This is a genomic window from Actinacidiphila oryziradicis, from assembly GCF_005047355.1.
Lineage (GTDB): Bacteria > Actinomycetota > Actinomycetes > Streptomycetales > Streptomycetaceae > Actinacidiphila > Actinacidiphila oryziradicis.
On the sequence record NZ_SUMC01000172.1, the window covers coordinates 1 to 10,489 of the forward strand.

Genomic DNA, 10,489 nt, shown 5'->3' on the forward strand with positions numbered 1-10,489 from the left:
GTCCCGGGTGCCTCGCTATGGTGTAGCGGGGGCGGTGCTCTGCCGAGGTGGCGGTAGATGGGGGGCGGGTGACGCGAACTCCTCGGCGATCTGCTGGACGGTGTAGTCACCGGAGTCCGCTCGCGGAAGCGGCACTCACCGCCCCGTGCGCCTGGACCAGCGCACGCCGACCAGGACCAGGTCGGCCACGAGGAGCACGGCGCCGATGACGAGCAGGTAGAGCAGTCCCTTGGCGACGGCGCCGATGATGCCCAGCACGATCGCGACGATGACCACAAGCAGGAACAGGACCATGGTGGTGCCTCCTTGGGGCAGGGTGGTCAGCGGCGGGCGAGCTGCCGCTCGCCGCCGGGTTGATAGGGCAGGCCGTAGTGCTGGAAGACCGCTTCTTCACTGGTGGCGGGGAGCACGTCGTCGGTGCCGGTCGGAGGGCAGTTCTTCACCAGCGACGTGGCGTAGTTGATCTTGACGTAGCCGGATCCCACGATCACGCCGTCCAGGGACGAAGACCAGGCGGTGCCGGGTGGGGCCGACCTGGACGGTGGCCATGGCCGGCTCGTCACTGCTGGTGTCGACATAGACCACCTCCAGAGCGCCGATCTTGTGCCCGTCGGGGTCGACCACGTCGTGGGTGCGCCACTCCCGCAGATCCGCTGCCTCGATCACCGCATCTCCCATCCACCGTGCCGGCGACCTGAGACAAGCCCTCGATCGCCTGGATGTCTCCGCTGTGACCTGTGCACTTCCAGTCTGCGCCTTGCGCGGCGACACCCGGGCACACACGCCGGGCGGTGGTCAGTCCGGCCAGGAGGATGTCGAGGCCGCGTTCGAGTTCGGTGGCGCCGTTGCAGGAGGCCACGCCCACTGGCCCCGCGGTGCCGCGGTGCCCGGGCATCGCCTCACCGAGCGGGTAGTAGGGGGTGTTCCGCCTTCGCATACCGGGCGACCAGCGCCAGCGCGTCGATGACGGGCCAGTGGCCGGTGTTGTTGGAGCGGAAGTCCAGCACGGACAACAGCTCGATCAGTCCCTCGCTGTAGTGGTGGTGTAGGACGCCCGAAGGGAGGTCTGCACGTGCGCCGATAGACGGGACCCTTCGTCTTGTACTCGTGCACCAGCTCCCGCAGCGTCTGCTCGCCTCCGCGCGCCGCCGGGAACACCACCTGCCGGACCTCGTGGTCCGGCTAGGCCAGGGACGCCTCGGCGATCTGGAACAGGAGGTTCTCCTTGCCCGAAACCCGCTTGAAGGCGTTGATCAGCTCGTTGGTCACCTTCTGTTCGGCCCGGGCCCCGATCCGTTGCACCGTGGCAATCAGCAGGTCGACCAGGCAGCCCGTCACCTCCCGCTCCCGCTCCACCAGCAACGCCGACAGCAGCGTCACCCTCGCCTCCGGCGCGCGGCGGCGGACCATCCCACTGATGCCCGGCCGACCGCAGCTGCCACGAGCCGTCCGGACGAGCGCACGGTGCCCGGTGGCATGCCGGACAGGTCAACCGCCGTCGAAGAGCAGACGGTCGTCGATGAACTGTACGGACTGCGGCCGGACCAGTTCACCGCTGCCCGCACCCAGTGCACTGCCCGGGCCCGACAAAGTGGCGACCGCGCGCTCGCGGCCCAGATGCGCCAGCCGGGTGTCGGTGTTGCACTGGAAGCAGAAGCATCTTGCGGGCTGGCACCGTAGTTGAATCATCCGGGGCTGGTACGCCCGCTTCCATGCTCGGCGCCCACGCCAACGGGCCCGGGGGCCCTGCACGCAATCGAGCCCACCATGACCCCCGACCAGGTCCACCACTGGCTGCAGAGCGCCGACTGCGCTGGCCCGCCAGGTCCTGGACTACCAACAGCACCACTGCCAGGGCGAGGCGGTCATCACCGCCAAGCAGCGCACCACCTGGAAACCGGCGATGACAGCTGACACCGGCGTGCGCCTCCACAGCTGCCCGCACCGGCTACCCCACACACGCAGGAGGCATCACCATGGCCACCAGCACCGAAACCGGCGAGGTCACCGGCACGAAGGACAAGGACTACAACCTGATCTGGTACATCGAGGCGTGCCTGAGCAACACTCTGCGCATCGAAACCTACATCCAGGACGCGGAACGCGAGAACGACACCGAACTCACCGAACTGTTCCGCAAAGCACAGGCCGACAGCCGCAAGGGCGCCCAACTGGGCAAGCGGCTGCTGCGTACCCGGCTCGGCGGCTGACATGCGCCTGAGGATGGCCAGCCAGCGCGGGGGACGGCGCCGCCTCTCAGCCCAGCTAGGAGCGTGTCCCCGTAACCGGCAACTGGCCGGGTGATCGTGATCAGTGGGATCAGTCGCGTGGCCCAGCCGGTGCCTGGCGGGCTGGTCGGTCCGTGATTCGGCGTGGTGCCACAGCCAGGGCTCCTCACGCGAGCACGCCGCCATCACGCCCCGCCTGCGCCTGGACATCGCAAGGTCCTACGCCCATCCACTGGCAGATCCTCACCAACTTCGGAGTCCTGCCGTTGGAATTCACCGACGAGGCCGACTACGAGCGGCGGGGGCCCAATCGCTACCGGCCGGTCCGGCAACATCGGCGCCGGTGGGCGGTCGCCGCTGCCAGGTGCCCGGCCGGGCGGGGCAGCGTGGCGTGGGCCGTAAGGGGGATGGCCGGCATCAACCCTGGTCGTAGCGGTCGGGCCACGGGCAGTGCCCGGCCAGAGTCGTCCACTCCCGGTCGTCCTGGCCGGGCACGAGCCGCCCCGCGGTCGCCCACCGGCGCGCCAGGGCTTCGAAGATCGGAGCGTCCACCGGGCGCGGGACCGTTTCGCCGCCGTGCGATGCGACCCGCACCCATCGTGCCGTCGTCGTCGTCATGCACGCCTAACGCCCAGCCGCCCCCTTGGGTTACCCCGCCCGGACAACCACCGCAAGGCCCCCGCGAGGCGCTTGCCAAACGCCGCGGACCTTCCCCGGCCGGGCCCGCCGCCGGATTCGTTCTCACCAAACCATTCAGGAGGAGTACGCGATGACAACGACCACGGATTTGGTCATTCCGGCATTGCAGGACGCCCGTGACGCCCAAGCTGCAGTCGTCGAGAAGTTCCAGGCGCACATAGCGGTCACCCCCGCCGGCGGCTACCGGCGGATCCTGGAGCGCCACGTCGCCGATGCCGAGGAGCACGTCAGCAGCATCGACGAACACATGGACCAGCTGCGGCCCCACGGTCTGCTCCAGGACGCCCTCGATGGGGCTCGTCACCTCGCCGGGCAGGCCATCCAGGTTGCCCGGCTGCCCCTCGACGTCGCCATGGCGGTACCGGCCGGTGTGTTGCGGGGCCGTGGTAGGGCCGCGGAGCGCCAGTTGTTGAAGAACGCCGAGGACGAGTACGCGACCACCGCCTTGGCCGTGGCTACCTGCCGGGCCGGCGAAAGCATCGCCCAGGAGGCCGACGACGCCGCCGGCGCGGACCTGCTCGGCTCCATCCGCCGCCACGACGAGGAACTGCTGCAAAAGCTCGCCGACAGCCTGAAAGAGCAGGCCGGGGCGGTGGTGGCCGCCGCGAACGGCGGCCGCGGTGGTGCGGAGTGGGCCGCCTCCACCGGGGCCGGTGAGGCGGTCCGTGGTGGTTGGAGCCGCCTGCGGGAGACGGTCGAGGAGAGTGGGCGGCAAGCCGAACAGTGGGAGCAACGGGCCGAACGTACGCTCGAGGGCGCGGTCGGGCGGCTGCCGGGCGTGAGCCGGATGCGGGGCGAGGTGCAAGGGGCCGCGGCCGCGGAGGACGAGCTGCCGATTCCTGGCTACGGCGAGCTGACCGTCGTTGAGGTCACCGGCTGGCTTCGGCACCTGTCCCAGGCCGAGCTGGCCACGATCGACGGCTATGAGCGGGCCCATGCGGGCCGTTCCACGATCCTGAACAAGATCGCGGACTTGCGCGGGGACGAGCCCTGGCCCGGTTACGACTCCATGAAGGCCGACGAGATCCGCACCCGGCTGCGCGAGGCCGACGCCGACCTCGCCCGGCAGGTACTTGACTACGAGCGCCGCCACCAAGAACGCACCACCGTCACCACGGCCGCCGACCACGCCGCCACATGACCGGCCGCAGTGACCGGTGACGGCAAGGACGCACGACAGGTCCCCTGACGGTCTCCCATGAGGCATCGGGCCACTCACCTGTCCTGACGGGCCTGCGCCTCTACGTGCCCAGCTCTCCTACCTCGACGGGGCGGGTGTGGGGCACGACGTCCTGTATCTGTACGCCACCAGCCCACACCACCACCGGCACGCCGGCGGATGGACTCAGGAGGTGCTGGCGCGTACGGCGTGCGAGCGGCTGCGGGACCGGCTGCTGTTCGCCGTCTTGTTCGACTCGGGCATGCGGATCGGGGAGGCCCTCGGGTTGCGGCACGAGGACTGGGCCGTCGCTGAGCGCGAGCTGTCGGTGGTGCCGCGGCTCAACGACAACGGCGCCCGCACCAAGTCGGCGACGACCAGGACGATCCCGGTCAGTGCCGAGCTGATCCGGCTGTATGCCGACTACATGCACACCGAGTACGGCGACCTCGACCTGTTGACTGAATTATCAGAACTGTCTGGCCAGTTCAGGGGACGGTGCCGGGTGGGTCTCGCTACGGTCCCGATCCATGATTCGAGAAGAGGACGATCTTCGGGACCTGGCCACGGTCGTGGTCCCTATAGCGGGGGCACTGCGCTCGACGGACGATCCATGGGAGCCCTACCGGCTGCACGACGTGTCGGGGCGGGTCGTTCCGTCCGTGTCTGTGTATCTGAACGACCTCCAGGCTGCGGGGCGGGCAGCGGCGACCCAGCGCTCTTATGGGATGGACCTGCTGAGGTGGTTCCGGTTCCTTCTCTGCACCAGTCAAGTCGGCGCCTCGACGAGCGCGGTAGCGAGGGGCCACGACGTGGTGCCCATGCCGGCGTCGTCGGCGTACGCATGAACGTGCCCGACCGCGCACGGATAGAGGTGCCCCGGCTACCCGGCCGCGCAAGAACCACTGGACGTGGCTGCGATCATGATGCAAATATATGCCTCATGGCACATAATCATGCAGTTGATGAGGGGTGCGCGTCGTTGACGTGGCCGGACGGCTTCCGGGCTTACACCGGCCATGGAGGGCTGCGCGATCGGGGAGACGACATCTCGATTGTGGCGTCGGACAGGCCGTCCGTCAGCGCTGCAATGTTCACTCGGAGCCGCTTCGCGGGGCCAGCTGTGGTGCTCAGCCGCGCGCACGCTGCCGGACAGCGTATCCGGGCCCTCAGTACATTGGCGCAGAACGCCAACGTTGCCACCGGGCGGCAGGGTGAGGAGAACGCCGCCGAGGTCGTCCGCCGGGTTGCCGGGATTCTGGACATCCCGGAAGACGAAGTGCTCATCGGCTCCACCGGAGTCATCGGACGCCCGCTGCCGATGGACACCATCCGAACACACTTCGACGAGACCGCGCAGCGCGGTCTGGCGGCGTTCGAGGCGGGACTGCTGGACGTGGCTCGCGCGATGATGACCACCGATACGCGGCCGAAGGCGGCTGTACGGACCGTTGGTCAGGCCCGCATCGTCGGCATTGCCAAGGGCGTCGGCATGCTGGAACCCGACATGGCCACGATGCTTGCCTACCTGTTCACCGACGCGGCCCTTTCCCCGGCTGACCTGGACATCGCGCTTCGCGGTGCTGTGGAGAAGACCTTCAACTGTCTGAGCGTGGACACCGACACTTCCACCTCCGACACCGTGGCTATGCTTGCCAATGGCGCGGTCGGTCCGGTCGACTTCGCGGCGTTCTCCCTCGCACTCGCCGACCTGTGTCTGGACCTGACCACACAGCTGGCTGGTGACGGGGAAGGCGCGACAAAGCTTCTGCGTGTCACAGTCGGCCAGGCCAGGGATTACGGGCAGGCCAAACGCGTCGCGAAGAGCGTGGTGAACTCGCCCCTGGTCAAAACCGCGGTGCACGGAGCCGACCCGAACTGGGGCAGGGTCGTGATGGCCATCGGCAAGAACACCGACGACACGGACATCGAGCCGAACAAAGTAACCGTGCGGTTCGGCGCGATCGAGGTATACCCCGAAGAGCCCGAACCGGACACCCTCGACCAACTCGTCGGCATCATGCGGCAGGACGAGGTCGACATCACCATCTCCCTCGGCCTCGGTGGCGCCACGGCCACCGTCTACGGCTGCGACCTATCCGAGGGCTACATCCGCGTCAACGCGGACTACACCTCGTGACGGCCGCCGATCGCAGTCACGGCCCCCGGGATAGCGCAACGCCCGACCACACAGTCCAAGCACGGCAGCCTCCAGCTGGACTCTGCGCGCCAGGCAACGTCTCGAAGCGCCGGTGCAGGCCGTGCACCGGGTTCTCGTCCCTCGTCGCGAGTTCGGCCGCGATCCGCGGCCGGGCCTCGGCGACGTACATCTTCACCCGCTGGTAATGGCCGGTGAAGCCGTACTCGGCAGCCAGCCGCTCGTGGATGACAGATGCCTTCAGCCTCGGCTCACGCCGCAGCCAGGTGTCCACCACGCCGGTGAACTCCTCGATCACCCGCGGCTGGGCGCCGGCCCGCGAGGGGGCCTTCGGCGGGAGGGCAGCGTGCCCGGCTTGCAGGTACTTCTTCGCGGTACGCCAGTCACAACCGCACCCACGTGCGATCTCGATATACGTGGCGGCGCCAGCCGCCTGCAGGACTCTGTCGCCCGATCCGCGGTGAGGGCCGATTCGATCAGCCTCGCCAGCACGTTCACCGTTAGCCGCTGGTCGGTTTCGGCAGGTCGGCCGAATCGGGCGACAGAGTCCTGCAGGGCGCGGAAACGGCGCAGGTTCATCCAGGTCGCCAGATCCAGGATCATGTGGGGCGATCACCCTTCGGACTCGTCGTACTTGCCGGTAGACGAACCGAAGGGTGATCCACGCGGACAGTCTGACGCCCGCGCTCGAAGCAGCAATCCACGGTTCCCGTGGCAGGCCCTCCAGCACCATGCTGACCTACGGACTGAAGCTCACCACAGAGGCAACGGCGTCGGCCAGGACGGACCCGATCATCCTGCCGCCCCACCCCAGCTCGCCGGAAGAGGCCAACCCAACCAGGCCAGCACCCCCCCGATTTTCCTCCCCCACGGAGAGCGGCGAAGCCGCACTGGATTGCTGACCAGTGGTTTCGCGGTCACCAATCCACGCCGAAGAACCATCATGATCAGTTCGGGCCGCTAGCGCCTTTACGCTGTGTCGACCTGGGACGACACAGCCAATCCGAGGGATGGAGGTTCAGGCGAACTCACGGGATTTCGTACACCAGTACTACCGCGTCAAGGCTGACTCGGCCGGTGAGGGACCATCCCCGCGGGTGCGGTGAGCAGCATCTTTCCGTCGCCCGCAACTCAGCAACATTCCCGCCCACCTCGCCCACCAGCGCCCACGCCTCATCGAAACCGTGTAGCCCTGCCGAACCCCCGGCTCCGCCTGCCCCGTCGCCCGAGCACGCTCCGACCAGCTGACCTACGCGGCGCGCGCCACCCGCCGGGTACCGACACCGCCCCGTAATCGACTACGCCGGCTACAACCCCCCACCGCCGGTACTGACCTGGTCCTGCGCCCCTGGCCCGGCGTGTACGACGGGCCAGGCGTCAGGCGCGTGCCTCAGGCGGAAGCGGCAGTGAGCTCCGCCAGTTCCTCCGCGGTCAGATCCAGCTCCACTCCCGCCAGCAGTGCGGGCAGCTGCGCGGTCGTCCGCGCGGAGGCGATCGGCGCGACGACGGTCGGCTGCGCCGCAAGCCAGGCCAGCGCGACGCTCGCGACCTCGGCCTCGTGGGCCTCGGCGATCTTGTCCAGCTCGGCCAGGACCCTGAGACCCCGCTCGGACTCGAGGTACTTGCCCGCGCCCTCGGCCCGCGCGCTGTCCACCGCGGTGCCCGGACGGTACTTGCCGGTCAGGAAGCCCGAGGCGAGTGCCCAGTATGGAACGGCCGAGAGGCCGTACTCGGCGACGGTGTCCCGGAGCGGACCCTCATAGGTGTCGCGGGAGACCAGGTTGTAGTGGGGCTGAAGTGCCACGTACCTGGCCAGTCCCTCCCTCTCGGAGAAGGCCAGCGACGCGGCCAGCCGCTCCCCGGTGATGTTGGAGGCCGCGATGGCGCGGACCTTGCCCTCCTTCACCAACTGGTCGAGGGCGGTGATGATGTCCTCGACCGGCACGGTCGGGTCGTCGAAGTGCGTGTAATAGAGGTCGATGTAATCCGAGCCCAGCCGGCGCAGCGACTCCTCGGCGCCGGCCTTGATGGTGGCCGGGGCAAGCCCCTTGTACTCCGAGTGTTGGCCTACCTTGGTGGCGACGATGATGTCGGAGCGGTTGCCGCGGGCGGCCGTCCACCTGCCGATGATCGTCTCCGACTCACCGCCCTTGTTGCCCGGTGCCCACGCGGAGTAGACGTCGGCGGTGTCTATGAAATTGCCGCCGGCGGCGGCATACGCGTCGAGTACGGCGAAGGACTCCGCCTCGTCCGCGGTCCAGCCGAAGACGTTGCCGCCGAGGGAGAGCGGGAAAACCTGGAGGTCGGAATTGCCCAGCTTACGAAGATCAGTCATAACCAAGACCAACCCCGCGCCCGGAGCTCTCTATTCCGGTTTCCGGGATCTGTTCACGTGCCGGAAACCCGGAAGGGTGGCCACCCGGCCCGGCCGGCCAGGGACCAGGCTCGCTGCCGGGCCAGGGACCGGGCGGCGCGGATCGCGGTAAGCGCCGTGGGGCCGGCCGCGGCCAGGGCGTCGACCAGAGGCGACACGGTCGGGTCCGAAACCACCAGGCCGAACAGAGCCGGCTCGACACGCAAGAGGGCGACATCGGCCAGGCAGTCCCCGCCCAACGCCAACGCCACCCGGCAGTCGGCCGCCGTGTGCACCCGGTGCCGGATGTCCGCGCGCACGCGGACCCGCCGCGGCTCACGCGGTGAGGGCGTTGTGGAGGGCTCGTACGGCGGGCTCGCGGTGGTGCTGGGCGGGAACGGACCGGTAGAGGTCCGTGGCACGGGCGCGGATGAGGCCGGTGCGGTAGTCGGCCGGAAGGGCCGTCAGGGCGGCGGTGGCGCGGCGGCAGGCTTGTTCGGTATCGCCGTCCCGGGGTGGGTACAGGCGGCGGCGTCGATGGTCAGGAGGGTGCGGGTCATGGTGCTGGTCGGGGCGGACAGCGCGAGCGCGTGGTCCTGGCTCTCCCGGGCCCGCCGGGTGTCGCCCAGGGCGGTGAGCGCGTGGCTGAGGTGGACGTGGTGCTTTTGTTCGCAGTGCCCGAACCAGGTGTCGGCCCGCTGCTCGCCGCTGAGCTGTTCCATGAGCCGGTTGGCGTCGGCGAGCGCGTGGCGGGGCGTTGTCAACTTGTCGGGCTGACGGGTTGGTTGAGGTGTGTGAGTCGTGGTGGGGCCGGGTGACTGGCCCTGGTTCAGGCCGTGGGGGGCAGGGTGGTGACGCCGGTGATGCGGTCCCAGATGGCGAAGCGGACGGTCATCTCGGCCCGGTACTCCGATGCGGCCATCAGATGACGTCGGGGCCGGAAATGGGGCGAGATCTGACTGAATGCGGCGAGGAACTTCTGGGCTGACCGGGGTGAGCGGAAGTACTTCATCGCGCGTTCGCGCTGGCGGGTGGGCTGATGCGAGTTCTCCGCCCGGTTGTTCAGCCCCTTGTGTGACCGGTGTTCCACCGAGCCCATCAGTTCCCGGTGAGCCGGCCCGTAGGAGCGGCACTTGTCGGTGACCAGCACCCGGGATACCCGGCGCTGCTTCTTCATGAGCTTGGCCATGAACCGCTTCGCGGCCTTCGCGTCCCGCCGGGACTGGACCAGGATGTCCAGCACGTCGCCGTCCTGGTCCACCGCGCGCCACAGGTACTGCCGCACCCCGTTGACCTTGATGAACACCTCATCGAGGTGCCATTTATCGCCGGCCTGCGGCCGGCGGCGGCGCAGTGCGGCCGCGTACTGCGGGCCGAACCTCTCGCACCACTGCCGGATGGTCTCGTGGGAGACGATGACCCCGCGGGCGAGCAGCAGCTCCCCGACCTCGCGGAAGGACAGCGGGAAGCGGTAGTACAGCCACACCGCATGGGAGATGATCTCCGCCGGGAACCGGAACCCCCTGTACGACGGCGACCCCGACTCCACCACAACCCCTCCCTGGGAAGATCAGCAAACCCGGCGATCATCCCAGACCCGAGACACTCTACTCAACTTGACGACGCCTGCCGGGGCAATGCGCAGCCGAGTAGCGGAGTAACCGTCAGGCGCCGTTCTCCCGGACAGGGGTGACAATCTCGTCGACAAGCCAGCGGGCGGCCTTTTCCGGATAGGGGCGGGGCAGCGCGAGTACGACGTGCCGGATGCCGGCAGCGGCGAGTGCGCAGACGTGGGCGCGGGTGGTTGCGGGGTCGGCGTAGTCGACGATGATCTGCGCGGAGCGGGTGATCTCGGCGGGGTCGCGGCCGATCGCCGCGCAGTGCGCGTCCAG

12 protein-coding genes and 4 pseudogenes are annotated in these 10,489 nt (G+C 68.8%); 5 read left to right on the top strand and 11 right to left on the bottom strand.

The window, feature by feature from the left end; translation table 11 throughout:
* Window positions 1-135: 135 nt before the first annotated feature.
* The 4 genes and pseudogenes from FCI23_RS57775 to FCI23_RS51645 all read right to left on the bottom strand — a co-directional run bounded on the left by FCI23_RS57775 (window position 136) and on the right by FCI23_RS51645 (window position 1,689).
* Window positions 136-294, bottom strand: a complete 159-nt coding sequence (locus FCI23_RS57775) for a hypothetical protein (protein ID WP_169317411.1) — start codon at window positions 292-294, stop codon at window positions 136-138.
* Window positions 295-320: 26 nt separating this feature from the next.
* Window positions 321-666 (bottom strand): annotated as a pseudogene (locus FCI23_RS51630) (PRC-barrel domain-containing protein).
* A 516-nt stretch (window positions 667-1,182) separates the two neighbouring features.
* Window positions 1,183-1,380 carry a hypothetical protein gene (locus FCI23_RS51640; protein WP_136730873.1) on the bottom strand — a complete coding sequence of 66 codons (198 nt, stop codon included), beginning with the start codon at window positions 1,378-1,380 and terminating at the stop codon, window positions 1,183-1,185.
* A gap of 108 nt (window positions 1,381-1,488) precedes the next feature.
* Window positions 1,489-1,689: a hypothetical protein gene (locus FCI23_RS51645; protein ID WP_136730874.1), complete on the bottom strand. Its 201-nt coding sequence runs from the start codon at window positions 1,687-1,689 to the stop codon at window positions 1,489-1,491.
* A 287-nt stretch (window positions 1,690-1,976) separates the two neighbouring features.
* On the opposite strand from FCI23_RS51645, the gene FCI23_RS51650 reads away from it, so the two are divergent.
* Window positions 1,977-2,210, top strand: a complete 234-nt coding sequence (locus tag FCI23_RS51650) for a hypothetical protein (RefSeq protein ID WP_136730875.1) — start codon at window positions 1,977-1,979, stop codon at window positions 2,208-2,210.
* Window positions 2,211-2,645: 435 nt separating this feature from the next.
* Here the strand turns inward: FCI23_RS51650 and FCI23_RS51655 are convergent, their stop codons facing one another.
* Window positions 2,646-2,846 carry a hypothetical protein gene (locus tag FCI23_RS51655; protein ID WP_136730876.1) on the bottom strand — a complete coding sequence of 67 codons (201 nt, stop codon included), beginning with the start codon at window positions 2,844-2,846 and terminating at the stop codon, window positions 2,646-2,648.
* A 151-nt stretch (window positions 2,847-2,997) separates the two neighbouring features.
* Here FCI23_RS51655 and FCI23_RS51660 point away from each other — a divergent pair, with 151 nt between their 5' ends.
* The 4 genes and pseudogenes from FCI23_RS51660 (at window position 2,998) to argJ (ending at window position 6,226) form a co-directional block, all read left to right on the top strand.
* Window positions 2,998-4,068 carry a hypothetical protein gene (locus FCI23_RS51660; protein ID WP_136730877.1) on the top strand — a complete coding sequence of 357 codons (1,071 nt, stop codon included), beginning with the start codon at window positions 2,998-3,000 and terminating at the stop codon, window positions 4,066-4,068.
* Window positions 4,069-4,279: 211 nt separating this feature from the next.
* A pseudogene (locus FCI23_RS62835) lies at window positions 4,280-4,513 on the top strand (tyrosine-type recombinase/integrase); the annotation flags it as partial.
* Between the two features lie 103 nt (window positions 4,514-4,616).
* On the top strand, window positions 4,617-4,934 hold the full coding sequence (locus FCI23_RS61850; RefSeq protein WP_136730878.1) for a hypothetical protein: 318 nt from the start codon (window positions 4,617-4,619) through the stop codon (window positions 4,932-4,934).
* Between the two features lie 95 nt (window positions 4,935-5,029).
* Window positions 5,030-6,226 (top strand): bifunctional glutamate N-acetyltransferase/amino-acid acetyltransferase ArgJ, encoded by a 1,197-nt coding sequence (gene argJ / locus FCI23_RS61855; RefSeq protein WP_136730879.1) that lies wholly within the window; start codon window positions 5,030-5,032, stop codon window positions 6,224-6,226.
* 16 nt (window positions 6,227-6,242) lie between these two features.
* Here the strand turns inward: argJ and FCI23_RS51680 are convergent, their stop codons facing one another.
* The 6 genes and pseudogenes from FCI23_RS51680 to FCI23_RS51710 form a co-directional block, all read right to left on the bottom strand.
* On the bottom strand, window positions 6,243-6,542 hold the full coding sequence (locus FCI23_RS51680; RefSeq protein WP_136730880.1) for a hypothetical protein: 300 nt from the start codon (window positions 6,540-6,542) through the stop codon (window positions 6,243-6,245).
* Window positions 6,543-7,634: 1,092 nt separating this feature from the next.
* Complete coding sequence (locus FCI23_RS51685; protein WP_136730881.1) at window positions 7,635-8,579, bottom strand: aldo/keto reductase; 945 nt, start codon at window positions 8,577-8,579, stop codon at window positions 7,635-7,637.
* Window positions 8,580-8,671: 92 nt separating this feature from the next.
* Window positions 8,672-8,878, bottom strand: a pseudogene (locus FCI23_RS51690) (IS1380 family transposase); the annotation flags it as partial.
* A 183-nt stretch (window positions 8,879-9,061) separates the two neighbouring features.
* The gene (locus tag FCI23_RS61860) at window positions 9,062-9,361 is read right to left on the bottom strand and encodes a hypothetical protein (RefSeq protein ID WP_136730882.1); all 300 of its coding nucleotides are present in this window, start codon (window positions 9,359-9,361) and stop codon (window positions 9,062-9,064) included.
* A gap of 65 nt (window positions 9,362-9,426) precedes the next feature.
* Window positions 9,427-10,146: an IS6 family transposase gene (locus tag FCI23_RS51705; protein ID WP_136730883.1), complete on the bottom strand. Its 720-nt coding sequence runs from the start codon at window positions 10,144-10,146 to the stop codon at window positions 9,427-9,429.
* A 115-nt stretch (window positions 10,147-10,261) separates the two neighbouring features.
* A pseudogene (locus FCI23_RS51710) lies at window positions 10,262-10,489 on the bottom strand (LLM class flavin-dependent oxidoreductase); the annotation flags it as partial.

Excerpts from the sequence above, each read along its gene's own strand:
- FCI23_RS57775 (WP_169317411.1), bottom strand. The coding sequence starts at position 294 with ATGGTCCTGTTCCTGCTTGTGGTCATCGTCGCGATCGTGCTGGGCATC.
- FCI23_RS51650 (WP_136730875.1), top strand. The coding sequence starts at position 1,977 with ATGGCCACCAGCACCGAAACCGGCGAGGTCACCGGCACGAAGGACAAG.
- FCI23_RS51655 (WP_136730876.1), bottom strand. The coding sequence starts at position 2,846 with ATGACGACGACGACGGCACGATGGGTGCGGGTCGCATCGCACGGCGGC.
- FCI23_RS51645 (WP_136730874.1), bottom strand. The coding sequence starts at position 1,689 with ATGATTCAACTACGGTGCCAGCCCGCAAGATGCTTCTGCTTCCAGTGC.
- FCI23_RS51685 (WP_136730881.1), bottom strand. The coding sequence starts at position 8,579 with ATGACTGATCTTCGTAAGCTGGGCAATTCCGACCTCCAGGTTTTCCCG.
- FCI23_RS61850 (WP_136730878.1), top strand. The coding sequence starts at position 4,617 with ATGATTCGAGAAGAGGACGATCTTCGGGACCTGGCCACGGTCGTGGTC.
- FCI23_RS51660 (WP_136730877.1), top strand. The coding sequence starts at position 2,998 with ATGACAACGACCACGGATTTGGTCATTCCGGCATTGCAGGACGCCCGT.
- argJ (WP_136730879.1), top strand. The coding sequence starts at position 5,030 with ATGGCACATAATCATGCAGTTGATGAGGGGTGCGCGTCGTTGACGTGG.